Source organism: Aminipila sp. (assembly GCF_032051575.1).
Taxonomy (GTDB): Bacteria; Bacillota; Clostridia; order Peptostreptococcales; family Anaerovoracaceae; genus Aminipila.
Genome location: NZ_DAMBYD010000007.1, coordinates 151,558 through 177,517, shown reverse-complemented (window position 1 = coordinate 177,517; position 25,960 = coordinate 151,558). Strand labels below are relative to the sequence as shown.

Sequence of the window (25,960 nt, the reverse complement as noted above, 5' to 3'; positions counted from 1 at the left end):
AGTCGTTATGTGGTAAACTATGAGTAAATAAGTGTGGAGGTTAAAACATTGAAAAAACGAGAAATATTCCATGAAATTGCTGATAGTATAGACGAAGGTTTGATTTATGTAGATAAAAAAAGAAGATTTCAAGTATTTAACCATAAAGCTAAGGAAATAACGGGTATTATTTTTGAAAATGCTGCTTTGCATCCGGAAGGAAAAATTGAAAACGGGGATATCGTTATTATTACAGATAATTCCATCGGCAATGATGACGGTAATTTGACCCCCGAGGATTTATCATTAATTAATATAAAAGATAAGGATATAAAGTCTGGAGATGCTTTGCTGGCAATAGGTGTATACCAGAATTCAGAGATGAAACCTGCATATAAGTATATCCGTGGCAATAGTATCACCTCACAATTCGAACTAAGCAAAAATTATTTAGGATTTTCAATTTCAGCAGTAATTCTGCCCAAAGAAGGGTTAATGCGAATTTCTGTAAATAATATTGATTATGACATGAACTTTCTAAATTCTGTAGGGCATATTGTTATTATTGACGGTAAAACAGGACAAGTTAAATTCTTTCAGGAAAAAGGGTATACGGTGCGAAAAGAAGCGTTAAAGGAAGTGCTGATGGGATGCCAGTATTTATCGAAGGGAACCCCCGGAAATGAATTGGAGGTTATTGGTTCTACAATAGAGGATATTTTTGAATATAATGATTTATTTAAGAAAATGGACGAAATTTTAGAAGGCAGATGTGATGGTATATGCAGCACGGTTTATGAGCTAAACAAAAGGCCTGGACTTTGTTCTATTTATCCTGTGTGTGATGAAAATGGAGTGGATGGTGTTGTACTAAAAATAAGAGATTTATCCAGGATGGAAGAACTTCTTCAGGATCGGAACGAAATCATTATTGAAATGGAGAAAAAAAGCCAAGATTTTAATCGATTGTATATGGATATACCTACTGATGCTTTTGAAAATTTTGTAGGAAATAGTTCAATTATGAGGGAAGTAAAATTCTTTGCGTATAAATCCTCTAAGACAAAATTTAATGTACTTATCACAGGAGAAAGTGGAACTGGAAAGTCCCAGTTAGCCTATGAAATCCATTGTATGTACAATAAAAATGCACCCTTTGTTGAAGTGAATTGTAGCGCCATAGCCCCCAATCTTATAGAAAGTGAACTATTTGGGTATGTAGCAGGTGCATTTACAGGAGCTTTACCGTCTGGGAAAATGGGCTACTTTGAACAGGCAAATGGCGGCACTATTTTCTTAGATGAAATAGGAGAGCTTCCTATGGAAATGCAGGTTAAATTACTCTATGTGCTTCAGAATAAAGTAATATACAGAGTGGGTGCAACTAAACCCACCCATGTAGATATAAGAATCATTACTGCAACCAATCAAAATTTGCAGGAGGCTGTAGCAAATGGTACTTTCAGGCAGGATTTATATTATAGAATCAATGTGTTTCCTATATGTATACCACCTTTGAGAGAAAGAAAGTCAGATTTATATGTCCTTATTAATAAGATTTTAAATAAAATCTGCAATAACTATAGTCTGGAACCTAAATTATTTTCAGGACAGGCATTAAGCAAAATCATGCATTATAATTGGCCGGGTAATGTACGTGAACTGGAGAACGTTATCGAGAGAGCAATAACCTTATGTGATTCCAATCTTATTTATCCGGAACATATAAACATTGTAGAAGCTCAGCCACAGATGGCAATGAATTTTAAGGAAAGAGTGCAGCTGGCCGAAAAAGAAATTTTAGAAAGTGCCTTAAAAGAATATTCAGGGGATAAACAGAAAATAATTGAAGAATTAGGCATATCTAAGTCTGTTTTTTATGATAAATTGAAACGATATGATATAAAGTGATAAAAAGGTGCAGCATTGAATTTAATTCAAATGCTGCACCTTTTCTTATCTTTTTATATTGTCAAAACAAATACTTTTGGTTTTAGTGTTTATATTGCAGTGAGCGCCAAGCGGCAGGGTCATATTTGGATTCCCGTGTCCTGATTGGATGTTGTACATCACTGGAATGTCTATATCTGCCAAGGCATCTCTGAATATGTTTAATTCCGTATATTCAGGAATATCCTTATTGGGGCAGTCGGTAAACTGACCAAGCAATATACCAGCACAGGATTTTAATTTGCCTGAATTTTTAAGCTGGTATACCAATCGGTCAATACGGCTCATGGTTTCACCAACTTCTTCAATAAACAGAATTTTGTCCTTGGTATCCACTTCATAAGGAGTACCCATGGAAGCACCTAACAGCGCAAAATTGCCACCTACCAGTGTGCCTTCAGCTGCCCCGTCTTTAAGAACTTTTATTTCATATCCTTTAGGATTACAAAATTCATAAGGCGCATCTGCATTCAATGCTTGAAATAAACTTGCCTTTGACTCATTATCAAAGTCATCAACCATATTTGACGAAACCATAGGACCATGAAACGTTACAAAGTCGCATATTTGGTTGAATATAAGATGAAAGCTGGTAATATCACTATATCCCACAAAAATTTTAGGATTATTCTTTATTAATTCTAAATCAAGATATTCAATTGCCCGGCTTCCACCATCACCGCCTCGTACGCAGAAAATGGCATCCACTTCAGGATCTGCAAACATACTATTAATCCATCTGCCCCTGGTTTCGCCATCGTCGGCCATATAACCAGCATAATTACAAGTTAAATTATCTGCTGTTTTGACTTTATAACCAAGCTGCTCTATGGCTGTCTTACATTGAGCTTCACGTTCTTTGGATATGGCAGAGCTGGGACAAATAAGTCCTATGGTTGCACATGGTTTTAATTGTTTAGGATATTTCATATAAAAATCTCCTTCTTAACAAAATATGTAATGTAATATAATTAATATGCTTAGAACCACATAACATTTACGATAACTGTTGCAGCGATTAATGAAGCTAAGTCACCTAAAAGACCTGCAATAATTGAATGTCTAACATTTGTAATACCTACAGCACCAAAGTATACAGCAACAATATAGAATGTTGTTTCTGTTGAACCAAGAGCTACTGAAGCAATTCGACCAATCTGGCTCTGGGTACCATAAGTTGAAAGTAGTTCACTCATCATACCTTCAGCACCGCCGCCAGAGAAAGATCTCATAATGCCCATAGGTAAAACCTCACCAGGCAGACCGATTAAACTTGTGATTGGATTAAGAATATCTGTCAGCCAATCCATAGCTCCAGATGCACGGAACATACCAATAGCAGCCAGCATACATACTAAGTAAGGAACAATCATCACGGCTACACGAAGACCTTCTTTAGCTCCTTCTGTAAAGACTGAATAAACTTTAACACCTTTTGTAAGAGCATATACTGGGATTACTAGTAAAATTAACGGAATCGCATATGCTGAAATTGCATTTAATACCTCTGTCATAAGAATTTTCCTCCTTGTTACCCTCTGTTACTATAGCTTAATTGGATCATTGCCAATATAGTTTTCATTAATTTCCAATGTTCCTGCGGCTATTTCTTTTTGAATAATGGTTTCTAGTTTATATCTCTTCAGCTTACCTAAAAGAATTGTTGCAATAATACCTGTTGCAGTGGAAATGGTTGTAGCTAAGATAACAGGACCTATAATTTCAGTTGCACCTTCTACCTGAACGGCAGAGCGCAGTGCTAGTGCAGTTACGGGAAGTAATGTAATGGAAGTTGTCGCGATTGCAAGCAGCATACATTGAGCATCTGTGGCAATATGTTTCGTTTTATTTAATGTCTGTAAATCTGCCATAGCTTTTAAACCAAAAGGTGTTGCAGCATTACCAATACCTAAGATATTGGCAGCAAAGTAAAGTGCCATAGAACTCATAGCTGGGTGGTTAGCTGGAACTTCTGGAAAAAGTTTAGTCATAACAGGTCCCAAAATTTTACCTAACTTTTCGCAAAGTCCGGCAGCTTCCATAACTGACATAAGACCGGTAAAAAATACCATAACGCCAATAAGTCCGAATACAATTTCTACTGCTGTATTAGCAAATGAAAATAAAGCTTCCTGTACATCACTGATACTCCCAGTGACAATACCTGCGATGACGGCGATGGCTACAAGCCCCGTCCAAATGTAATTCATCATTGTAAATAACCTCCTAATAATAAAATTGTAAAAAAATATAATGAATTTTCACACTTTAATAAATATGCAAAAATGATGCCATGATAGAAAAATAATATATAAACTAGTAAATGTAAATAAAACCTATAAAAAAGTTTGCTTTATTTAAATAAAGTGCATTAAATAAGTAACGCATGACTGAAAAAAGTGCTAATAACAGGACACGATTCCTAAAAATAGGACAAAACATTAACGCGGTATTCATTATTAAAAACATTATAAAAATTAATTATTGATTTTATGTAATATGTTGTCATATACTTGTCCTTGAAAGCTAGAAGGGAGTTATATAAAATGGAAAAAATAAAGTATTACTATTCAGCGATGTCCAAACAAGTATTTATCTTGATATTAAGCCTCTTAATTGTAACTCGATTTATTTTATTTGTACAGGTGATGACTTATAACATAAATGATTACGCGGGGGAGATTAATATACAAGCCACATTAATATTATATTTGGTATATTTATGCATATGTGTATTCTTTTTCATAGCCTACAAATTCTTTTTCACCATGTTTGATGAGAACAATGCCACGTATTATAATAAACTGTTGAGAAAAGAAGTAACAATTAATTTAAATAATGTGGAAAGAGCACATCTTGTTAAAAAGGGAATTTATTTATATGAGGATTCAAATGATAAATCTGCTTTTTATCTACCGTTCTTTAGATTTGGAGTAATATCTCCTGTGGGTGTTGATAACTTTTATAAGGTATTAAAACAGAAAAATATAAAAATAGAGAAGGAATTTACTATTCTTCCTGGACACGGTAAGAGATGGAAATGGGTATCTGTCTTATATACTTGTCTGGCGTTATTAGCATTGGGCTCTGAAACACAGACTTTAGCATTAGTTGTAGCAATTTTTAAAAGCCATTAACCTAGTGGTAAGAATACATAAAAAAGGCTGTTGTAATTTTTACAACAGCCTCTTAAACATAAAAAGAGTTATTTACCTAAATTTTCTTTTAAAATTCGAAGTGCATTTCCATTACAAATCTTATCCAATTGATCATCTGTAAAGTGTTTTGATAAAGCAGATAAAAGCAGAGGATAACTTGCATAATCTTTAAATTCTAATTCACAGTCGATACCGTCAAAATCAGAGCCCAGTCCAACAGACTCTATACCAGCTTTATCTACCATGTATCTGACATGTTCAACAATTTGGTCAATGGTAGCGTATTCTGAATCTTCTTTAAGAAAAGCGGAATAGAAGTTTACGCCTGCCATTCCTCCTTGGGTTCCTAAAGCTTTTAATTGATTATCCGTTAAGTTCCTTCTATGGTTGCATAAAGCTCTCGCGCAGGAGTGTGAAGCAACAAAAGGCTTTTTGCTATATTTTGCTACATCATAAAAACCACCTTCAGAAAGGTGAGAAACATCTATGAGAATACCTAAACGATTCATTTCTTCAACTACATCAATACCGAAAGGCTTTAGTCCACGGTTATGCTCAACAGGGTCATCACTTGAAGGGAATCCTATGGTGTTTTCAAAATTCCAGGTTAAAGTGATCAGTCTGACTCCTTTATCAAAAACCTCTTGGACTCTTTCAATTTTATCTTCCAGAATAACACCATCTTCTATAGATAAAATGGAGGAAATCTTGGAATCTTCAGCATTAGATAAAATATCTTCCGCACAAAAAGCAGGTCTTATGTAATTGGAATTTAGCTCTAACTGTGTTTTATAGGTTTCATAAACCTTATTGAAAATATCATAGGGCGCCATTAAAGCTTTTTCTTTTGGCGATATAAAGATAGCAAAAAATTGGGCTAAGGCGTTACCTTGCAAAAGTTTATCCACACTAATGTGGCCAGAATTGGTTGAAAGTGTATAACTAGGGTTCCTATAGCACTCTAAGAGAGTGTCACAATGCATATCAATTATTTTCATATTTCTGTCTCCTTTACAATAATATTATGATACACTAATAATTAAGCAAGAACCATACCAAACAGACCATATTTGGCATAATAATTGCGTAAATCTAATATATAATGGTATTTTGTTCAATTAAAGGAAGAAGGATTGTATAATGAGTTGCAAAGGTGATTTAGTAAGATTGTTGGATTTAGATGAAAACTTCATTATAGATTTAAAATATGCAACAACTGACAATTTTACGAAAGAAAAAATTTATAAATCAGGAGAATGTTATATACATAAAAATGCAGCCAACCTTTTAATAAAAGCAAAAAATATGTTTTATAAAGATGGTTATAGAGTAAAAGTCTGGGATGCATATAGGCCTATCAGTGCCCAGGCTAAATTTTGGAGCATCCTGCCAGATAATAATTTTGTGGCAAAACCTCCCGATATGGCTAATATTAAAGAATTTAAGACGAATCATATGAATGGATTATGTGTAGATATAACCTTAACAGATATGGGAGGAACAGAGCTTGTCATGCCGTGCGAGTTCGATGATTTCTCTCCCAAGGCATCATTATCTTGCCTTGACATTTCAAAAGAGGGACGAAAAAATGCAGAGTATATGAAGAGCATAATGGAAAGTGCAGGGTTTACAGCCTATGAAGGTGAGTGGTGGCATTTTTATGACAAAACCATAAAGCCAGTTCCATATATGGATTATGAAATATAAAGGGGTAGCTTATGAGAACAAGAGAAAGAATCGATGAAATATTTGAAGAAATTGTTGGAATCAGAAGAGAACTGCATGCTAATCCAGAACTCTCACAGCAGGAGGTTAAGACATCACAAATAATAAGTGAATTCTTGACAAAATATGAAATTAATCATGAAACAGGAATAGCAGGACATGGCGTGGTTGCTATGATCAAAGGCAAAGGAAAAGCAGTGGAAGGACAAAGGTTCTTTACTATAGGCATAAGAGCTGATATGGATGCACTTCCTATTGATGAAAAAATGGATGTACCGTTTAAATCTAAGAAGAAAGGTATCATGCATGCTTGTGGACATGATATCCATACAGCTGTACTTTTAGGAACAGCCAAAATCTTAAAAGAGATGGAAGACACCATTCCAGGAAATATTAAATTGTTTTTTGAGCCAGCAGAAGAAACCATTGGGGGCGCAAAGCAGATGATAGAAGCTGGATGTTTAATGAACCCAACGGTAGATGCTGTTATAGGGTTACATATTACACCAGAGGTTGAAGCAGGAATGGTTCAATTTCGAAGAGGAAAAATGAATGCAGCATCTACGGAGTTTGAAATCACAGTAGAAGGCATTGCATGTCATGGAGCACATCCTGAAAATGGTGTGGATACCATTGTTGCAGCTTCTAGTTTGGTCTGTATGCTTCAAACCATAGTAACGAGAAATCTTGCACCTACAAATCCAGGAGTTATAACTGTAGGACAAATTCATGGAGGAAATAAAAATAATGTAATAGCCAAAGAAACTGTGATTTCAGGAATAATCAGAGCATTAGACAATGGTGCAAGAAACTTCATGAAAAAGAGAGTGAAAGAAATAGTTGAAAATGTGGCGTGTGGACTTGGAGCTAAGGCAAAGGTTCAATTTACGGATAGCTATCCTGCACTTGTAAATAATGATGAACTAGGGGATATCCTTGAAGCGGCAGCGGAAAAAATTTTATCAAAAGAAAAAATATGCTTTTTACAAGAACCAAGTCTTGGTGCTGATGACTTTTCATACTTTTCAGAAGCAGTAAAAGCGATATATTTTAACATTGGCTGTTTGGACAAGAATGAAATAACCCATCAGGCACTCCATAGTGAATTGCTTAATCCAAACGAGGAGTGCATAAGGACAGGAATGCTTATGGAAGTATTTGGAGTGCTGGAGCTCTTTCAACAAATGAAATAGTGAAAATCAATGTGATATGGAATGTTGGAGGTAGAAATGTTAAGAGATACAATAGTACAAGTAGATTTAAAAACAATTGCTTACAATATGGACCGAATTTGTGAAATGGCTGGTAATGGTGTTGCTGTAATGCCAGTTATAAAGGCGAATGGATATGGGCATGGAGCAGTTGGTATTGCGCCTACTTTAATGGAACATGGTGCATCCTACCTGGCAGTAGCGACCTTAAACGAAGCATTAGAATTAAGAGAGAATTATAAGGATTACCCTATATTTATTTTGGGACACACTCCAGACAGATTGTTGCATTTTGTGGTGGAGAAGGATATTACACAGACTATTTTTTCAGAGTCTCAGGCAAAAATACTATCGCAAGAAAGTAAGAAGGCTGGTAAAAAGGCAAAAATTCATATAAAGGTGGATACTGGTTTTCATAGACTGGGAACTGATAGCATTGCAGAGTTAAAAGAAATCTGTTCATTTAGTGAAATAGAGATAGAAGGAATTTTTTCTCATTTAGCATTAGTCAATGATGAGGAAAATAAAAAACAATATACAAAGTTTCTGAACATAATAGCAGAACTAGAGAACCAAGGTATGTGTTTTAAATATAAACATATTGCAGATAGCATTTCTGCTGTGGACTATCCCGAATACCGCATGAACATGATTCGGCCGGGAGCATTAGTCTTTGGGCTTAGGGGATTTCATAAAGGATTTGTTGACGTTAGGCAGGCGTTAACTTTTGTTACTAGAATATCACAATTACATAAAGTATCAAAAGGGGAGGGGGTTGGTTACGATTATCTTTGGAAAGCCCCTAAAGATATGACTATCGGAACACTTCCCTTTGGCTATGCGGATGGATATCCACGCAATCTGAGGGATAAGGGGTATGTCACCATTAAAGGAAGCAAATGCCCGATTATAGGGGTAATCTGCATGGATCAATGTATGGTGGATCTTTCAGCAGTACCCGAAGCAAAAGAAGGAGAACTTGCTATTATTTATGGAGATGGAAGTAACCATTCCATGACCATTGAAGAGGCTGCAAAGCTTGCAGAAACAAATAAAAATGAAATTGTTGCAAGAATAACAGCAAGACCTCCGAGAGAATATATAGAATAAATACACTTTAATATATAAAAAATGGCATACAGAGTAAATTCTCTAAGTATGCCATTTTTTATTATTGATTACATCGATTAAATAATTCTAAAGAGGCTTTCCTAATAAATGGATTAAATACACTTGGAATGGTTTCATTTGATATAAAGCATACAACAAAAGGTTGTTTTGCATAAACAATTCCCACATCATTGGAAATGTTGTCGTCATCACCTGTTTTACTGGCAACTTTAGTTCCTACGGGCAGCATTTCCTTAATTTTGTGTTTAATCTGTTGTCTAAAAAGAATTTCTTTAATTTCTTCGGAAACCTTCTCATTCACAAATTCATTTCTGTAAAGCTTTTCTAAAAGCATTCCGATTTCTGCTGGAGTTACAACGTTTTGAATGCCTCTTTTAGAAGCTTCTGCGTCAAAAAGTCGTCTGTTTACTCGAGTTTCATTAAGCCCTATGGAGGCAAAACCCTCATTTAAAGCAGTGGTACCAAAATATGAAATAAGTACGTTAGTTGCGGTGTTATCACTGATTGTAATCATTAAGTTGCAAAGTGTTCTTATATCAACGAGGACTTCTCCTGTGAAAGAATTTAATGCGCCACAGCTTGGCATTTTATCTGCATCTTTTATTAAAAGCTTGGCATTTAAATCAACTTTGCCTATACTGGCTAATCTGAAGATTTCCATGAGGATGGGAAGCTTTATAACACTTGCAGGGATATAGTGATCATTTTCATTAAAACTAAGAGTATCGCCAGTTATCATGTTTTTATAGAAAAATCCTGCATGACCTGGCATGGTGTTCATTTCATTTAAAATACTATTCATAATTATATTTCCTTTCCATTATTACTTATATTACCAATAGCAAGTTTAATCCACTTGCCACTTTTAAACCGATAGAAACATAGAACTGCTTTAATAATTTCTGCACAATAAACGCATGCTACTGCAGTGGGCAGGGTTGCATTAAAAAAGTATACAGCTGTAAAAACTGTAGGGACAGCTATAATCCATGAGGTTCCTAAATCTACAAACATACAGAAGGCAGTATCTCCTGCACCTCTGAGAATGCCGCAGACAAATAAATAACCAAACATTTTAGCCATGATAAATAGAGAAAATACTTTAATGCTTTGGCTAATCATAAGTGTTACTTCGGTATTAAACTTATAACAGTTTGCGATTAATGTACTGCTAAAGAACATAATAAACGTGAATATGATTCCAAGTATAAATACTATTTTAATAAATAATTTACCATCTTCTTTTGCTTCCTTTACATTGCCTTTTCCAAGCTTTTCGCCAATTAATACCCCAGCAGCATTTGCATAGCCTCCAAAAAAAGATTGATATACTTTACCTACAATAACCACTATTTGTGCACCAGCAAGAGCTTGGGAACTAATTAACCCATAAGCGATATAATACATAGAGTTCGCAATACTCCAACCACCTTCGGAAATCATTACAGGCATAGACATTTTTAATACACGTTTAACATCTGATTTAGAAAAATCGCATAATTCCTTTAATGAGGCGGCCAGAGGATGTGAACGGTCATGATATATATAGATTAAAAAGCCAATGAACTCAAAGCTTCTGGCTATAACGGTTGCTATAGCAGCACCTGATACTCCCATCTTTGGAAATCCAAAATTTCCGTAGATAAGGCAGTAGTTTAAAACTATGTTTGTTAAAATAGCAAAAATGTAGATAATAGTAGTAACCATTAGTTTTTGAACGCTGCGGGAACAAAGGCTTATAACATCTGCAAGGCAGGTTATTAAATAAGACCAGGCTACAATTCTTAGGTATGTTGTTCCTTCTTCTATTATATTGGTTTCTCTTGCAAAAATCCAAATTAAATGAGGGGCAAAAATCCATATTAAGATAGAAGCGAAAGTAATAAATATACAAACACAAGTATAATTTATCCCCATAACTTTGCGGATTCTGATAGAATCGCCAGCCCCCCAGTATTGTGCTATAAATACGCAGGAACCACTGCATAGACCGTAAACACTGATAGAAAGTATATAAAACACTTCATTTGCTGCACCAACTGCAACTAAAGGTTCGGTGCCTAATTGACCAATCATTAAAGAGTCCACTAAGTTTAAGCTGATACCTATGGACAACTGTATCATAATAGGGATAGCTATAGTAAATATTCTTTTTATGTATTCTTCATCGGTTTTTAATAAACAGCATAATTTATTCATCATGAAAGCCTTTCGTCAGTATACGTCTATATAAAGCAAGAATGATACCAATATAAGTTTATTTCTTTAAAAGCATTAATATTAGAAATTAAACACATGAATATTAAAAACAGGAATTCTTTCCTGAAATTCGGACAAAAAGGAGAGGCGCCATACTGCGATAAATAAGAAAAGAGTTAAAAATATAAAGTCATCTTACTAATATTACTACATATTGCTAAAAAAATAACTTGGCATGACAATTGCTTAAGTTAATTGCATATGAAAAATGTCGTAACTGCTTAATTGCGTAAATTAAGTACAGAGAAAGAAATTGATGAGGTTTAGGGAGGAACAAAATGATAGCAGAAATAAAAGAAAATGTGTTGTATTTTGATGGATGTAGTACGGTAGAACTAGCGGAGAAATATGGTACACCATTATATGTGTATTCAGAAAATGCCATCTTAAAGGAGTGCAATGAAATAAAGAACTGTTTTTTGGATAAGTATGAGAATACTAGGGCTGCTTATGCAACAAAAGCATTTTCGTCTATAGCAATGTGCAAGATTATGGACAGAGAAGGCTTCTGTATGGATGTTGTTTCAGGAGGTGAGTTGTTTACAGCGATTAAAGCTGGTTTTCCAGCAGAAAAGATTGAGTTTAATGGAAACAATAAGCTTAAAGAAGAATTAGAGTTAGCCGTAGATTATGAAATAGGAAGAATTATCATAGACGGCCTTCAAGAATTAAGCTTAATTGAAGAAATCTGTAAAGAAAAAAATAAAAAGATGAATGTACTTTATAGAATAACACCAGGTGTTGATAGTCATACTCATGACTATATAACTACTGGAAAAAAGGATTCTAAATTTGGGATCCCTCTAGACGAAGAGGTTATTTATCCTGCAATTGAAGCAGCAATTAACAGCCCATATGTAAATTTTAAAGGAATCCATTTTCATGTGGGTTCTCAGTTATTTGATAACCGTTCTCATTTGCTTGCATTGGAGACAACATTACAACTAGTAAAAAAGACGAAAGAAAAATTTGGTTTTGACATTACAGAATTAAATGTGGGCGGCGGTTTTGGTGTGACTTATACTGATGAACAGAGGAAGTCTTACGAATATTTTTTAAAGCCAATTATGGAAAGAATAATTGAATTTTCCAATGAAATGGGTATGGAAAGGCCTGCAGTAGTAATCGAACCAGGCAGAAGTATGGTTGCTGAAGCAGGAATTAATTTATATAAAGTAGGAAGTATTAAGAATATTAAAGGAATTAGAAAATATGTTTCCATAGATGGTGGCATGACAGATAATATAAGACCAGCACTATATCAGGCAGAGTACAAGGGTGTTATTGCCAACAAAATGGATAAGCAAGCGGATGAAGTGATTACTGTTTGTGGTAAATGTTGTGAATCGGGTGACATTTTAATTAAGGATGGCAAATTTGCAGAGGCAGAGGCCGGAGATATTTTAGCAATATTCTCTACAGGAGCTTATGGCTATTCCATGTCAAGTAACTACAATAAAAATCCGATTCCAGGAGTGGTACTTGTTAAAGATGGAAAATCTGCAGAGATGATAAAAAGACAAAGTTACGAGGATATGATTGCTAGAGAATGTTATACAGAACTTTAGAGTTTAAATAAAGTTCTTATAATAAGTTATTCCTAAAATTTAATAAAAGAGGGAGACATTATGAAAAAAAGAATTTTGAGCATTATGTTATCGCTGGTAATTGTCGTTACCATGAGTTTTGGAATGACGTCTGCTGTATTTGCGGCAGATATGATGAATCCTACTATGATTAAGTCACAGGTAGATGGTAAAAGTGTAAATCTTAGAGCCTATAGTGCGTCATATGAAGGTAATAACTTTATTTGCATCAGAGATTTTGCAAATGCAATAAACGGAAGTGAGAAGCAGTTTAACATTACCTATGATAAAAACAAAAATGCAGTAATGATAGTAAAAGGACAGCCGTATATTGCCGTAGGTGGTGAAAATCAGCCTGGAAACAGAAGCGTGGAGTGGTCAAGTTCATCTGTGCCAAAGCTTTATGTTAATGATAAAAAGGTACAATATACATCATACAGTATTGAAGGAAATACTTATTTTAAGATTGTAGATTTAATGCAGATTTTAAATATAAATGCAACATTGGATGATTCAAATAATACAATTAAAGTGGATACAAAAAAAGATTTTGATGTAGATTTTCAAAAAACTGCGGCAAGTGGGTATTTTGATTTCCTTCATGGCACAGTCCTTGGAAATGCAGCAACAGGTGAGATCATTTATTCAAATAATGCAGAGAACAAGGTAGCGATTGCAAGTACCACTAAAATAATGACTTACCTGCTAGTAAGGGAAGGTATTGATAAGAAACAAATCTCATGGGATGACGATGTGGTTATATCAAAAGCTGCTGAAGCAGTCTCTTCATCCGAAGATGGAGTGATCCCTATGAAGGCTGGCCAAAAAGTAAAATTGAGTGATTTAATGAATACGATGCTGGTTGTTTCGAGTAATGAATCAGCAACGGCTTTAGCAGAACACTTAAGTGGATCAGAAGCTGCATTTACAAAGCTTATGAATCAAAAAGCAAAGGAATTGAAACTTGACAGTGCAGAATTTTATAATCCGCATGGACTGCCTGTATACACTTCAAATTTATTTGCTGCAAAACTTCAGAATCGCATGGACGCCAAAGATTTGTTTGAGCTGAGCCGATATGTTATAAACAAATATCCTGATATATTGGATATTACCAGCAAAACTGAAATTTCTGTAGACAGCTTGAATTTTAAAGACGTAAATACAAACAGACTGTTATTCAATCTGAATGGAGTGGATGGTCTTAAAACTGGAACTACAAATAGGGCTGGGTGCTGTATTATCACAACTATGCCAATCCAGAAGGGTGACAAAACAGAAAGAGTTATTGCGATTGTGCTTGGAGCAGAAGATAGTGCAGAACGTGCAGAAAAGCCAGCAATTTTACTTCAATATGCAAAGCAATATTATTCAAATAAGTAAAAATAATTGTATATGAGGGAGGTCTTGTATGAAATTTACCAAAATGCAGGGGGCAGGAAATGACTTTATCATTATAAACAATATCGAATTAAACATTCCTATAGAAAAATTATCTGATATTGCAAAAAAAGTATGTGAAAGAAGAGTTTCTGTTGGGGGAGATGCCTTGATGGTAGTAGATCGACCAGAAAAAGGCGGAGACTTTCAAATGAGGTTCTACAATTCAGATGGTACCATTGGAGAAATGTGCGGAAATGGTGCAAGATGTATTGCTAGATATGCTTATGAAAATAAGATTGCAGATGAATCCATGGTGATTGAAACCCTAGCGGGTGATGTGTTAGCATGGAGAATGGATAAAAGAAAATATAAAGTTCGTCTAAATAATCCTGAAGTTATAAAGCTGGATAGCAACGTCAGCATTGATGGTATGGAATATGAATGTTCGTATATTGAACTTGGAAATCCAGGATTACCTCATGCAGTTGTTAAATTAGAAGGTCTTGCAGATTTAGATAAAAAGAAGTTGTTTGAATTGGGCAGGAAAATTAGAAATTACAAAGAATTCCCTAAAGGTGCTAATGTAAATTTCTATGAAATTATAAAAGAAAATGATGTTAAAATTAAGACTTTTGAACGTGGTGTAGAAGATTTTACATTAGCTTGCGGCACGGGTTCGGGGTCCACTGCAATCATATTAACTTTAAGGGGGGAGGTTGTAAAAGGAAAATCTGTTAATTTACATGCACCTGGAGGAGTACTATCAGTAAATGTTGAGCTAAATCAAGAGACAGTAGAAAATCTTTATTTAATGGGAGACACAAATATCGTAGCAGTTGGAGAAATAATGGATGAAGATTTAACGATCTAAGGAAATTATAACTTTGTTTGCGAAAGGAGTTTCTGATATGGAAACAGTAGAGAAGAAAAGTTTTTGGCAGAATTACAGATTCCCAATTATTTTGCTTTTGGGTATAGCTGTAGGAAGTATAATTGGTCTTGTTATGGGTGAAAAGGCAGTAATATTTAAGCCTTTTGGTCAGATTTTTATTAACCTTATGTTCACAGCAGTAGTACCCATGGTATTTGTGACTATTTCCAGTGCGGTTGGAAGCATGTTAAACATGAAACGTTTAGGGAAAATTTTAGGAAGCATGTTTTTAGTATTTTTCGTAACAGGCTTAATAGCTTCCTGTGTAATCTTTACAGTGGTTACAATATTCCCGCCAGCAGCAGGAGCAAATATTCCGCTGGAGGCAGCAGGAGAACTTCAAAAGCTTTCATTGGCTGACCAAGTAGTGAAAGCTATAACTGTAGATGACTTTGTTGGTTTGATGTCAAAAGCAAACATGCTGCCACTTATAATATTTTCAATTATGTTTGGTTTTTGCGTAAGCACAGTTGGTGGCGAGGACAATAAGATTGCCAAAGGGTTAGATGCACTTTCAAAAGTCTTTATGAAACTGATTGGGATTATTATGTTATATGCACCAATTGGATTAGGAGCATATTTTGCAAGCTTAATCGGAGAATTTGGACCTCAGTTATTAGGTGCTTATGCAAAAGCTATGGCAATTTATTATCCGGTATGTTTCTTGTATTTCTTTATTGCTTTTGCAGCGTATTCCTACTTTGCTGGAGGAAAAGAAGGTTTTAAGAGATGCTTCAGCAATATAATGCCCCCAGCAATCACTGCATTTGCAACAGGAAGCTCTATAGCAACACTTCCTGTAAACTTAAATGCTGCAGGTAGAATGGGTGTACCAAAGGATATCAGAGAAATTGTATTACCAATTGGTGCTACTATGCACATGGACGGAACATGTTTATCTTCAATCCTTAAAATTTCATTCTTATTCGGCATTTTTGGACAAGATTTTACAGGTGTTGGAACATTCTGCACAGCAGTACTTATTTCTGTTTTAGGTGGAGTTGTTATGTCCGGCGTCCCTGGAGGCGGATTAATTGGAGAAATGCTAATCGTCAATTTATATGGATTTCCACCAGAAGCATTCCCTATTATTGCAACAATAGGATTCCTGGTTGACCCGCCTGCAACTATGGTCAATGCCACAGGAGATTCTGTAGCTTCAATGCTAGTAACAAGACTTGTGGAAGGTAAAAACTGGTTAAAGAAGGATAATAATGAAAATCAAGAAGATTCAGCAGCTTAAAGGGGTGAATTAAGTGAAATATAATTTTGATGAAATTGTTGACCGAAGTAATAATTATGCGGCTAAGTATGACGAAAGAAAAAAGAAATTTGGAACAGAGGATTTATTGCCGCTATGGATTGCCGACATGGATTTTAAAACTGCACAGCCAATTATTGATGCTTTAGAGGAACGTGCTAAACAAGGAATCTTTGGATATACATACAGACCGGACTCTTATTATGAAGCCATTTGCCAATGGCAGTTAAAAAGGAACCATAGATTCATAGATAAATCTATGATAAGTTTCAGTCCAGGAGTAGTTCCTTCTATGTCCGTATTAGTTAGAGAACTAACGGAGAGCACTGATTGTGTTCTGATACAGACTCCTGTATATTCTGAGTTTTATGATGTAGTTGAAAACTGGGGAAGAAGAGTTATAGAAAATCCATTGATAGAAAAAGCAGGTAAATACAGCATTGACTTTAACGATTTAGAATCAAAGCTTGCTATGGGACCGAAGCTGTTTATATTTTGTAATCCCCATAATCCTGTTGGCCGAGTGTGGAGCAAAGAGGAACTAAAAAATATAGTTGAACTTTGTATTAAGTACAATGTAATCATAATTGCTGATGAAATTCATTCCGATTTAATCTTATGGGGAAATGAATTTACGCCAACGGTCCATGCTTGCGAAGGTGCAGAAAAACACATTATAACCTGCCTTGCTGCTTCTAAAACCTTTAATTTAGCAGGATTGCAAGCTTCAGTTGCCATTTTCCCTAATAAGGAGCTTAAGCATAAGTTTGATTACGTATGGAAAGGAATGGATATCCTTCGAAACAATTGTTTCAGTTTGGTGGCCACAGAAGCAGCCTATAAATATGGAGAGGAGTGGCTATCACAATTAATTCCTTACTTAGAACAAAATATGTTGTTTATTGATCAGTATTTAAAGGAAAATATACCACAGATAAAGTTTACTATACCTGAAAGTACTTATCTTGGCTGGCTTGACTGCAGAGAATTAAATATGATGCAGCAAGAATTAAATGGCTTTATGATTAATAAAGCAAAGCTCGGACTAAATGGTGGGAACACCTTTGCGCGTTCATTAGAAGGGTACATGAGGATAAATGCCGCATGTCCACGAAGCATTTTGAAACAGGCGTTAGAACAGCTAAAAAGGGCCATTGCAGAAGGTTAAAGGCAAAAGTTGAGTTAAAATAAAAATATTCTTTATTGACAAGTATAAATTAGCGTGTTAGCATAGGTACAATGTGATTTGGAGGAAATATATATGAACATGAAATCTTTACAAATTTGTATAGAACTAAAAAAGAATACGGTCCTCTTACTATTAGCCGACTTAGTTTAGCAATTGCGTTTATGTAGATAAGATAATGCTTATTTCACTATTATAGATGCGATTGCGGTTTTAAGTGATTGCATCTATGATGGCTAATTTATATTGGATATAAAGATATAAAAAAGTATGCCTCATAGATTTTATGAGGCTATTTTTTATTAGTTAAGAATAAAACAAGTCTCATAGGTTAATATGGGACTTACATACATCCTAGGTTAAAGAAGTTCCATAGACTATGGGACTTTTTTTATTATAAATATTTAACTTAGGAGGGTTATGATGAAAGAAAAAAGACAACAATGGAGTTCCAAATGGGGATTTTTGTTAGCAGCAGTTGGTTCTGCAGTAGGTTTAGGAAATATATGGAGGTACCCGTATGTAGTATATGAAAATGGAGGAGGTGCGTTCTTAATCCCTTATTTCTGTGCCATTTTTACAGCAGGGATTCCTTTGCTAATATTGGAATATGGTATGGGACATCTATATAAAGGCTCTACGCCTCTTTCTATATCAAGGGCAAATAAAAAATTAGAGTGGATTGGCTGGTGGCCTATCATTAGCTCATCTGTAATTTTATGTTACTATTCCATGATATTAAGTCTGGCTGTAAAATATATAATTTTTAGTGTAGATAAAAGGTGGGGAGAAGACTCCAATGCTTTCTTTTATAATGATTTATTGAAAATATCTGACTCACCACTAAATTTAGGTGGTGTAGTATGGCCTATACTGATGGGAATCCTAGTGATTTGGATTATAAACTGGTTTATTTGTTATAGAGATATCAAGTCAGGTATTGAAAAAATCAGTAAAATTTTATTACCTTGTTTATTGGTGATCATGATAACCATTGTTATAAAAGGTATTACTCTGGAAGGAGCATCAATTGGCTTAAATGCGCTATTTACGCCTGATTGGAATGCGGTTAAAAATCCACAAATATGGATTTCGGCATATGGACAAGTATTCTTCTCACTAAGTATAGCAACTGGAATTATGATGACCTATTCAAGCTATCTGCCGGAAAAAACAGATATAAATAATAGTGCATTTTTAACTGCGTTTGCAAATAGCGGGTTTGAATTTTTATCGGCAATAGGAGTCTTTTCAATATTAGGGGCAATGGCAGAAAGTCAAGGTGTAGGTGTAGAAGATGTTGTAAGCAGTGGAATAGGCCTGGCCTTCATTGCATTCCCTAGTGTTTTTTCAATGATGGGCATGTGGGGAAATATATTAGGCGTATTGTTTTTTGTATGTTTAGCATTTGCAGGGATTACCTCTGCAGTTTCTTTGGTGGAAGCCATATCGGCTTCCATAATTGATAAGTTTGGGTGGAAGCGTAAAAGAGTTGTGACAATTATGTGTATAGCCGGATTTTTTATAAGTTCAATTTTTGCAATGAATGCAGGATTATATTTATTGGATATTATGGATAATTTCATAAATAACTATGGAATTGTTGTGGTAGGATTGCTGGAATCTGTTATGGTAGGATGGATAATTAAACCGATAGTAATAAGAGAGCATACCAATTCAATTTCATATTTTAAAATAGGAAGCTGGTGGGACATAATTATTAAATATGTGACCCCTGTAATCTTGTTGGTAACATTAGTGAAGACCATGATAACAGAATTTAAAACGCCTTATGGAGGGTATGATGTATTATCACTATTCATATATGGATGGTCAATCATAATTTTAGGAATTATTGGCGCTGTGTTAATAAGCAAAAAACAATGGAAAAAGGGGGTAAACCTTTAATGACAAATCAGGCAATTTTATTTTTAGTACTAGGAATGACTATTCTTTATGGTGGGCTGGCGATCACCATTGTGATCTCATATAAGAACAAAGACCAATAAGTCAATGTTAATAAGGGCTTGTGTGTATTTATTTTTGATGCAGTAATTAGAATTTTGAGAATAAAACTTTGCTATTTTAATAAAATGTAAAATAGCAAAGTTTAGTGCTGCATTAGAAATAAGGGGGAAAAGTAAATGGAAAACGGTCAGCTTCAAGGTACTGTGTTAGATGAAAACAGATGCGAAACAAATAAGGCGGTACTTCAGGGTGTTGTTTTAACTGAACTAAGGTTCAGTCACAAGTCTTATGGTGAAAGTTTTTACTTATTTGAGGTGGGCATAGGAAGAAAAAGTGGATATAGAGATGAAATAAAAGTAGTTATTTCAGAGAGACTAATATGGGATATCTGCATTAATATTGGTATGCGGGTAAAAATAGAAGGACAAATAAGAACATATAATGAAGAAACGGAAGGGAAAAGCCGATTAAACATTGTAGTTTTTGCAAGAGGAATCGAGTCCATTCCTGATACCGATAATGACGAAAATTACATATACTTAGAGGGCTTCCTGTGTAAATCTCCAATAAGAAGAACTTCTCCTTTGGGACGGGAACTTTGTGACATAATGCTTGCAGTAAACAGAATGTATAATAAATCAGACTACATTCCTTGTATTGCATGGGGTCGAAATGCAACGTATGCAGGTGGACTTGAAGTGGGAACGAAGCTGTCAATTATGGGGAGAATTCAAAGCAGGGAGTATAAAAAAAGAGATGCAGATGGAAATATCATAGGTAGGATTGCCTATGAGGTTTCTATACTAAAAATTGAAGAATAACTATTGTAAATAAATCCTACGGCATAGGGTAAAATAGTAAAATAATAATTTTATTATGTAAGAATTTATGGTATAATATAGTGCCTAATTCTATGTATTGGCAAGAAATGGAATATATATTTAATATTAAACATAAAACCGTATGAACGGAGGAAATAAAAAAATGAGAATACTATTAGATGGAATGGGTGGCGATCATGCACCTTTGGAAATTGTAAAGGGCGCAGTAGAAGCTGCAAAAGAAATAACCCATACTATTGTGATTATAGGTGATGAAAAGAAAATAGCAGCAGAATTAAAAAAATATAAATATGATAAAAATCAAATTCTGATAGAACATGCAAGTGATGTTATAGGCAATTGTGATGCTCCTGTAAAGGCTGTGAGAACTAAAAAAGAGTCTTCTATGGTAAAGGGAATCACCATGGTAAAAGAGGCAAAAGGAGATTTGTTTATTTCTGCGGGGAATTCTGGGGCATTAATGGCAGGAGGCTTATTTATATTGGGCAGAATACAGGGTATAGATAGACCAGCGATGGCCAGTATATACCCTATACTTGGTGGACAGGCATCCCTATTGGTTGATGCAGGAGCCAACTCCGAATGTAAGCCCGATAATCTTTTAGAATTTGCAACTATGGGCAGTATATATATGGAAAAAGTTCTGGGAAGAAAAAATCCTAAAGTTGGGCTTGTCAATATTGGGGCCGAAGAGACCAAAGGAACAACTGTTACCAGGGCTGCCCATGAACTTTTAGGCAGAAGCAATTTAAACTTTGTGGGAAATGTGGAAGCTAGGGACATACCATTTGGTGCTAGTGATGTGATTGTCTGCGATGGCTTTGTGGGCAATGTAATATTAAAGCTTACTGAAGGAATGGCTCTTACTGTTTTAAAACAGTTAAAACAGAAGCTTACATCTGGTTTTAAAGCCAAGCTTGGTTCAGCCCTTTTATATGACAAACTAAAAGGGTTAAAAAGTGAGTTTGATTATTCAGAATATGGCGGAGCTCCAATTTTAGGAGTTAAAGGACCTATTGTTAAAATGCATGGGTCATCCAATGCCAATGCAGTTAAAAATACTATTCTGAAGGGTATTCCGTATGCTGAGCAGAACGTTGTTCAGACTATTTTGGATTCTGTATTAGAACTTGAGGAGATAAAGATAAGTGAATAATCTTGATTTTCAAAAGAATATTAAATATGAATTTAAGAATGCCAATTATTTGGAGAAAGCATTAACCCATAGTTCTTTTGTTCAGGAAAAAAACGAAAGATGTGGAAAAGATAATGAACGCTTGGAGTTTTTGGGGGATGCGTTTTTTGATGCAATTATTAGCGAAGAACTGTTTAAAAAGCTTACCAAGGTTCCTGAAGGAAAATTAACAAAATTGAGAGCCTCAATAGTATGTGAAAAATCTTTAGCAGAACAGGGGAAAAAACTCAATGTTGGGAAGTTTTTAAAAATGGGAAAAGGCGAAGAACACATGGGGGGCAGAGACCGAGATTCCATTATTGCGGATGCTATGGAAGCTATTATGGCAGCCATTTTTTTGGATGGAGGTTTTGACGAAGCTAAAAATTTTGTGCTAAGGACCTTTGAAGAAACTATAGAAGATGCAGTATCAGGGAAACTTACAAAGGATTATAAAACAGAACTACAGGAGAGCCTGCAAACTAATGGGGACGTAAAAATATGTTATCAGATAGATAAAGAAGAAGGACCTGATCACAATAAGACTTTTTACGTTTCACTTTTTGTAGACGGAAGACAAATTGGAGAAGGCGCGGGCAAGAGTAAAAAAGAGGCAGAGCAAAGTGCCGCTAAGTACGCTTTAGAAAGTGGTGGAGACAAATGTATTTTAAAAGAATAGATATGCACGGATTTAAGTCATTTGCCGAACCGGTTTCCATAGAGTTTAATCATGGTATTACGTGTATCGTCGGACCCAATGGAAGTGGTAAAAGTAATATCAGTGATGCACTGCGCTGGGTACTTGGAGAGCAGAGCCCCAAAACTCTACGTGGTGGGAAGATGGAAGATGTAATCTTTGCAGGAACCGCTAATAGAAAATCTAGAGGTATGGCAGAGGTAGTACTTGTTATAGATAATTCGACAGGCATACTACCTATTGACTATAGTGAAGTGGCTATAACAAGAAGGGTTTTCAGATCTGGTGAAAGTGAATATTATATTAATAATAATCAATGCAGACTGAAGGATATCCGTGAACTTATCATGGATACCGGCATAGGTGTTGATGGATATTCATTAATTGGACAAGGTAAGATTGCAGATATAGTCAGTAATAAGCCAGAAAGCAGAAGGGAAATATTTGAAGAAGCAGCAGGAATTGTAAAATATAGAAGCAAAAAGGCCGAAGCTGAACGCAAGCTTGACGCAACCAATGCTAACCTTGAAAGAGTAAATGATATTGTTGGTGAAATTGAAGGCAGAATCAACGGATTAAAAGAAGACAGCGAAAAAGCGGTAGAATATTTAGCTCTTAGAGATACATATAAGGAGCTTGAAATAAATATCACCTTAAAAAACATTGAAAATCTTGAATTAAAAAATGAATATTTAAAGGACGATATCACTGAACTGGCTTCGAGTATAGACAATTTGAAAGATGAAAGAGTTAGTTTAGATAAAGAATTAGCAGATAGCAGAACGAAAAGTGAAGCTTTGGAGACTTTAAATAATGAAGCAAGAAATAAGCTGGTAAAAAGCATTGAAGAAATAAATCTACTTGTAAATGAAGGAAAATTAAAAGAAGAAAAACTTGCTTCCATGGAAAAAGAAGGAGCAAGGTTAAATAGTGAATTGGAAAGCTTGGATCAAAAGCTGGAAAAGGAACAGCAAAATTTACAACAACTTATTAAGACAAAAACTGAGATAGACATGAAGATGGCAGAATTAAATAATCAGTTAAAGGAAAAAATTGATATTTACTCTAAACTGATTTCACAACAAACTGCTGCCTCAGCTAAAATTGATCATGATAAAAATAGTTTGTTCAAAATTCATAGCGAAATAAGTGCAAAAAAAAGTGAAATTAATAGTCTAGACAATCTAAAAGGTACGTTGGACAGACGAAAAGAAATTTTATTATCGGAAAAGGATTCTGCAGATAATCAAAATGATGATATTATAGTTGTACAAAGAGATGCGATAAAGAAAAGAGACACTTTGAAAGCAGAATTTCAAAGAATTACAGAAGACTCAAAAAGATTAAAAGAAACATATAATTCAGCAGTTCTAAAAGAAAAAGAGCTAACTAGAAAAACTGAGGACATAAGAATATCAATAGGTCAGCTTTCCACACGTAAAAAGACTATTGAAGAAATGGAAAGCAACTATGAAGGGTATAACTATGCAGTAAAGTATGTTATGAAAAACAGCTTTAGAGGTGTACATGGAGTTGTGGCTGATTTAATTGAAGTTCCACAAGGTTTTGAAATAGCCATTGAAACTGCTTTGGGAGCATCTATGCAGAATGTTGTCTGTCAATCCGATGCAGATGCCCAGAATATTATTAAGTCGCTTAAAGCAAATAAAGCAGGACGACTAACCTTACTTCCCATAGAATCTATCAGAAGTAATGCATACAAATGTGATAGTGCTCTGCGAAATGCTCCGGGATTTCAAGGACTTGGTGCTGACTGTATAGAATTTGATAGTAAATATAAGAGTGTAATCGAGTATTTATTAGGAAGAGTTATTATAGTGGATACACTGCCCAATGCAGTAAAACTTTCAAAACAGGTTTCAGGAGGACTTCGGTTTGTAACTCTTGAAGGTGAAGTTATTAATTCAGGTGGAGCAATCACAGGTGGTGCTTTTAAAAATAACTCGGCCAATCTTTTGGAAAGAAAAGGTGAAGTTACAGCGCTGCAGGAAAAACTGGATAAGGCTGAAAATGAAAGGGACAAGCTGATAAAAGAGCTTTCTGAAATTAAGAATAATATAACCACTTATACTAGTGAAATTCAAACATTAGAAAGACAACACAGGGAAACTGAACTGGATTTACTTTCTTCTGAAAATAAGATTTCTGTTTTTGATGGTAATATTAAAGATCTCGTGGAAGGTGAAAATAAAAGACAAAGAGAACTGGAAAACATACAGAGTGAGCAGAGTTCTGCTGAGAATATGATGGCAAAGCTAAGTTTGGAGATTGATGTTGGAAATCAACAGATTAAGGAATTAGAGAGTGAAATTGAAAGACAGATTTCAGAACTTGAACAGTCAAAAAGTAGAGTTGAAGAAGGCAATGAAAGTATTACAAAGGCGAGAATTGATGTTACCGCTTGTGAAAGTGAGAAAACCAATGTAGATTCTTTAGTAGGAAGAATAAATCTTTCTATTAAAGAAATAAGCGAAGATGTCCAGGTCAGACAACTTTCATTGGAAAAGTTAAGAGAAGATAGAGAACTTTTGGTAAATGCAGGGACAAGTGGTGTATCTGTAAAAGAAAAAGAGGAAGCCAAGGCTTCTTTAGAAACTTATATAGAAGAAATCACCCAGGAAAGAACTGAACTTACAAAGAAGTTAAATGAGAAATCGGCAGCGAGAGATTCTATTGAAGATAAGGTGAATTCTTGCCAGACTCAGAAATATGAGTTAGAAATAAAGAAGGCTAAGAATGAAACGCAGCTGGATTCTTATAAGAATAAACTTTGGGATGAATTTGAAGTTTCCTATTTACAGGCTATTGAATTTAAGAAGAAGGAATTTAATATGCATGAGGCTGTAAAAGACAGCAGAGAGATAAAAACTAAGATTAAATCACTAGGTGAGGTCAATATTGGTGCTATCAAGGAATATGAAACAGTTAGCGAAAGATATGAATTTTTATCAACCCAAAGGGCGGATATATTAGGTGCGATGAACTCGCTTAAGCAGATTATTGAAGATATGGACCGGACCATTCGTATTAAGTTTAAAGAAAGTTTTGATGCAATTGTTGAAAACTTCGAAAAGGTGTTCCAGGAACTATTTGGTGGTGGACAGGCTATGCTCAGACTGGAAGATGAAAACAAACCGCTTGACTGTGGTATTGAGATTGTAGCACAACCACCAGGAAAGAAACTTCAGAACATAAATCTTATGTCCGGTGGTGAAAAAACCATGACTGCCATCGCTTTAATGTTTGCAGTACTTAAGGCAAAGCCTACCCCATTCTGTATACTTGATGAGGTTGAGGCAGCTCTTGATGATGCAAATATTGAACGCTTCGCAGGGTACTTAAAAAACTTTGATAATATACAGTTTGCTTTAGTAACCCATCAAAAGGCTACTATGGAACATGCAGATGTGCTTTATGGTGTAACTATGCCAGAGCAGGGAATTTCCAGGGTGCTGTCCCTTAAGTTAGGAGACAGAATCGATTTAGGATAAATATAAT

The 25,960-nt window shown here is 35.0% G+C and carries 22 protein-coding genes; 16 read left to right on the top strand and 6 right to left on the bottom strand.

Going from position 1 to position 25,960, the window contains the following annotated elements; genetic code table 11:
• The first annotated feature begins 48 nt into the window (after window positions 1-48).
• On the top strand, window positions 49-1,890 hold the full coding sequence (locus RTW14_RS11385) for a sigma-54 interaction domain-containing protein (RefSeq protein ID WP_312651265.1): 1,842 nt from the start codon (window positions 49-51) through the stop codon (window positions 1,888-1,890).
• Window positions 1,891-1,935: 45 nt separating this feature from the next.
• Here RTW14_RS11385 and RTW14_RS11380 read toward each other — a convergent pair whose 3' ends face one another.
• The 3 genes from RTW14_RS11380 to RTW14_RS11370 are packed head-to-tail and all read right to left on the bottom strand — an operon-like array spanning window position 1,936 to window position 4,142.
• On the bottom strand, window positions 1,936-2,859 hold the full coding sequence (locus RTW14_RS11380; protein WP_312651262.1) for a S66 peptidase family protein: 924 nt from the start codon (window positions 2,857-2,859) through the stop codon (window positions 1,936-1,938).
• Between the two features lie 50 nt (window positions 2,860-2,909).
• Window positions 2,910-3,443, bottom strand: coding sequence for a spore maturation protein (locus RTW14_RS11375; protein WP_312651258.1), 534 nt, complete (start codon window positions 3,441-3,443; stop codon window positions 2,910-2,912).
• Between the two features lie 30 nt (window positions 3,444-3,473).
• Window positions 3,474-4,142, bottom strand: a complete 669-nt coding sequence (locus RTW14_RS11370) for a nucleoside recognition domain-containing protein (RefSeq protein ID WP_312651255.1) — start codon at window positions 4,140-4,142, stop codon at window positions 3,474-3,476.
• Window positions 4,143-4,475: 333 nt separating this feature from the next.
• Between RTW14_RS11370 and RTW14_RS11365 the strand changes: the two genes are divergently transcribed.
• A complete protein-coding gene (locus tag RTW14_RS11365) occupies window positions 4,476-5,066 on the top strand; it encodes a hypothetical protein (protein WP_312651252.1) in 591 nt (196 codons plus the stop codon).
• Between the two features lie 68 nt (window positions 5,067-5,134).
• On the opposite strand, the gene RTW14_RS11360 is transcribed toward RTW14_RS11365, so the two are convergent.
• A complete protein-coding gene (locus tag RTW14_RS11360; protein ID WP_312651249.1) occupies window positions 5,135-6,085 on the bottom strand; it encodes a dipeptidase in 951 nt (316 codons plus the stop codon).
• A gap of 142 nt (window positions 6,086-6,227) precedes the next feature.
• Between RTW14_RS11360 and RTW14_RS11355 the strand changes: the two genes are divergently transcribed.
• From RTW14_RS11355 to alr, 3 genes are read left to right on the top strand one after another with little or no spacing between them, the layout of a single operon-like run.
• Window positions 6,228-6,794: a M15 family metallopeptidase gene (locus tag RTW14_RS11355; RefSeq protein WP_312651247.1), complete on the top strand. Its 567-nt coding sequence runs from the start codon at window positions 6,228-6,230 to the stop codon at window positions 6,792-6,794.
• Between the two features lie 11 nt (window positions 6,795-6,805).
• Window positions 6,806-8,005 carry a M20 metallopeptidase family protein gene (locus tag RTW14_RS11350; protein WP_312651244.1) on the top strand — a complete coding sequence of 400 codons (1,200 nt, stop codon included), beginning with the start codon at window positions 6,806-6,808 and terminating at the stop codon, window positions 8,003-8,005.
• A gap of 36 nt (window positions 8,006-8,041) precedes the next feature.
• A complete protein-coding gene (gene alr / locus RTW14_RS11345) occupies window positions 8,042-9,133 on the top strand; it encodes an alanine racemase (RefSeq protein WP_312651241.1) in 1,092 nt (363 codons plus the stop codon).
• Window positions 9,134-9,194: 61 nt separating this feature from the next.
• Here the strand turns inward: alr and RTW14_RS11340 are convergent, their stop codons facing one another.
• Both RTW14_RS11340 and RTW14_RS11335 read right to left on the bottom strand, forming a co-directional pair.
• A complete protein-coding gene (locus RTW14_RS11340) occupies window positions 9,195-9,956 on the bottom strand; it encodes a serine hydrolase (protein ID WP_312651238.1) in 762 nt (253 codons plus the stop codon).
• Between the two features lie 2 nt (window positions 9,957-9,958).
• Entirely contained in the window at window positions 9,959-11,356 is a 1,398-nt protein-coding gene (locus RTW14_RS11335) for an MATE family efflux transporter (RefSeq protein ID WP_312651234.1), read from the bottom strand.
• A gap of 335 nt (window positions 11,357-11,691) precedes the next feature.
• Here RTW14_RS11335 and lysA point away from each other — a divergent pair, with 335 nt between their 5' ends.
• The 11 genes from lysA (at window position 11,692) to smc (ending at window position 25,953) form a co-directional block, all read left to right on the top strand.
• Complete coding sequence (gene lysA, locus RTW14_RS11330) at window positions 11,692-12,981, top strand: diaminopimelate decarboxylase (RefSeq protein WP_312651230.1); 1,290 nt, start codon at window positions 11,692-11,694, stop codon at window positions 12,979-12,981.
• 60 nt (window positions 12,982-13,041) lie between these two features.
• Window positions 13,042-14,382, top strand: coding sequence for a D-alanyl-D-alanine carboxypeptidase family protein (locus tag RTW14_RS11325; RefSeq protein WP_312651227.1), 1,341 nt, complete (start codon window positions 13,042-13,044; stop codon window positions 14,380-14,382).
• Between the two features lie 28 nt (window positions 14,383-14,410).
• Window positions 14,411-15,253 (top strand): diaminopimelate epimerase, encoded by an 843-nt coding sequence (gene dapF / locus RTW14_RS11320; protein WP_312651224.1) that lies wholly within the window; start codon window positions 14,411-14,413, stop codon window positions 15,251-15,253.
• Window positions 15,254-15,290: 37 nt separating this feature from the next.
• The gene (locus tag RTW14_RS11315; RefSeq protein ID WP_312651221.1) at window positions 15,291-16,556 is read left to right on the top strand and encodes a dicarboxylate/amino acid:cation symporter; all 1,266 of its coding nucleotides are present in this window, start codon (window positions 15,291-15,293) and stop codon (window positions 16,554-16,556) included.
• A gap of 13 nt (window positions 16,557-16,569) precedes the next feature.
• Window positions 16,570-17,742 (top strand): MalY/PatB family protein, encoded by a 1,173-nt coding sequence (locus RTW14_RS11310; protein WP_312651218.1) that lies wholly within the window; start codon window positions 16,570-16,572, stop codon window positions 17,740-17,742.
• Between the two features lie 441 nt (window positions 17,743-18,183).
• Complete coding sequence (locus tag RTW14_RS11305) at window positions 18,184-19,668, top strand: sodium-dependent transporter (protein ID WP_312651215.1); 1,485 nt, start codon at window positions 18,184-18,186, stop codon at window positions 19,666-19,668.
• Window positions 19,590-19,769 carry a MetS family NSS transporter small subunit gene (locus RTW14_RS18860; protein ID WP_442871572.1) on the top strand — a complete coding sequence of 60 codons (180 nt, stop codon included), beginning with the start codon at window positions 19,590-19,592 and terminating at the stop codon, window positions 19,767-19,769. Before RTW14_RS11305 ends, RTW14_RS18860 begins: the two co-directional genes overlap by 79 nt.
• Before the next feature lie 135 nt (window positions 19,770-19,904).
• Window positions 19,905-20,549: a single-stranded DNA-binding protein gene (locus RTW14_RS11300; protein WP_312651213.1), complete on the top strand. Its 645-nt coding sequence runs from the start codon at window positions 19,905-19,907 to the stop codon at window positions 20,547-20,549.
• Between the two features lie 163 nt (window positions 20,550-20,712).
• Window positions 20,713-21,726 carry a phosphate acyltransferase PlsX gene (gene plsX, locus RTW14_RS11295; RefSeq protein ID WP_312651210.1) on the top strand — a complete coding sequence of 338 codons (1,014 nt, stop codon included), beginning with the start codon at window positions 20,713-20,715 and terminating at the stop codon, window positions 21,724-21,726.
• Entirely contained in the window at window positions 21,719-22,423 is a 705-nt protein-coding gene (gene rnc, locus RTW14_RS11290; RefSeq protein WP_312651206.1) for a ribonuclease III, read from the top strand. Before plsX ends, rnc begins: the two co-directional genes overlap by 8 nt.
• The gene (smc, locus tag RTW14_RS11285) at window positions 22,405-25,953 is read left to right on the top strand and encodes a chromosome segregation protein SMC (protein WP_312651202.1); all 3,549 of its coding nucleotides are present in this window, start codon (window positions 22,405-22,407) and stop codon (window positions 25,951-25,953) included. The genes rnc and smc overlap by 19 nt, the downstream gene beginning before the upstream one ends.
• Window positions 25,954-25,960: the final 7 nt, after the last annotated feature.

What these genes read in the sequence shown, in the direction of transcription:
- plsX (WP_312651210.1), top strand. Translation starts at nt 20,713, where the DNA reads ATGAGAATACTATTAGATGGAATGGGTGGCGATCATGCACCTTTGGAA.
- RTW14_RS11335 (WP_312651234.1), bottom strand. Translation starts at nt 11,356, where the DNA reads ATGATGAATAAATTATGCTGTTTATTAAAAACCGATGAAGAATACATA.
- RTW14_RS11360 (WP_312651249.1), bottom strand. Translation starts at nt 6,085, where the DNA reads ATGAAAATAATTGATATGCATTGTGACACTCTCTTAGAGTGCTATAGG.
- RTW14_RS11325 (WP_312651227.1), top strand. Translation starts at nt 13,042, where the DNA reads ATGAAAAAAAGAATTTTGAGCATTATGTTATCGCTGGTAATTGTCGTT.
- RTW14_RS11340 (WP_312651238.1), bottom strand. Translation starts at nt 9,956, where the DNA reads ATGAATAGTATTTTAAATGAAATGAACACCATGCCAGGTCATGCAGGA.
- lysA (WP_312651230.1), top strand. Translation starts at nt 11,692, where the DNA reads ATGATAGCAGAAATAAAAGAAAATGTGTTGTATTTTGATGGATGTAGT.
- RTW14_RS11380 (WP_312651262.1), bottom strand. Translation starts at nt 2,859, where the DNA reads ATGAAATATCCTAAACAATTAAAACCATGTGCAACCATAGGACTTATT.
- RTW14_RS11350 (WP_312651244.1), top strand. Translation starts at nt 6,806, where the DNA reads ATGAGAACAAGAGAAAGAATCGATGAAATATTTGAAGAAATTGTTGGA.
- RTW14_RS11300 (WP_312651213.1), top strand. Translation starts at nt 19,905, where the DNA reads ATGGAAAACGGTCAGCTTCAAGGTACTGTGTTAGATGAAAACAGATGC.
- RTW14_RS11365 (WP_312651252.1), top strand. Translation starts at nt 4,476, where the DNA reads ATGGAAAAAATAAAGTATTACTATTCAGCGATGTCCAAACAAGTATTT.
- dapF (WP_312651224.1), top strand. Translation starts at nt 14,411, where the DNA reads ATGAAATTTACCAAAATGCAGGGGGCAGGAAATGACTTTATCATTATA.
- RTW14_RS11315 (WP_312651221.1), top strand. Translation starts at nt 15,291, where the DNA reads ATGGAAACAGTAGAGAAGAAAAGTTTTTGGCAGAATTACAGATTCCCA.
- smc (WP_312651202.1), top strand. Translation starts at nt 22,405, where the DNA reads ATGTATTTTAAAAGAATAGATATGCACGGATTTAAGTCATTTGCCGAA.
- alr (WP_312651241.1), top strand. Translation starts at nt 8,042, where the DNA reads ATGTTAAGAGATACAATAGTACAAGTAGATTTAAAAACAATTGCTTAC.
- RTW14_RS18860 (WP_442871572.1), top strand. Translation starts at nt 19,590, where the DNA reads ATGGTCAATCATAATTTTAGGAATTATTGGCGCTGTGTTAATAAGCAA.
- RTW14_RS11305 (WP_312651215.1), top strand. Translation starts at nt 18,184, where the DNA reads ATGAAAGAAAAAAGACAACAATGGAGTTCCAAATGGGGATTTTTGTTA.
- RTW14_RS11375 (WP_312651258.1), bottom strand. Translation starts at nt 3,443, where the DNA reads ATGACAGAGGTATTAAATGCAATTTCAGCATATGCGATTCCGTTAATT.
- RTW14_RS11370 (WP_312651255.1), bottom strand. Translation starts at nt 4,142, where the DNA reads ATGATGAATTACATTTGGACGGGGCTTGTAGCCATCGCCGTCATCGCA.
- RTW14_RS11355 (WP_312651247.1), top strand. Translation starts at nt 6,228, where the DNA reads ATGAGTTGCAAAGGTGATTTAGTAAGATTGTTGGATTTAGATGAAAAC.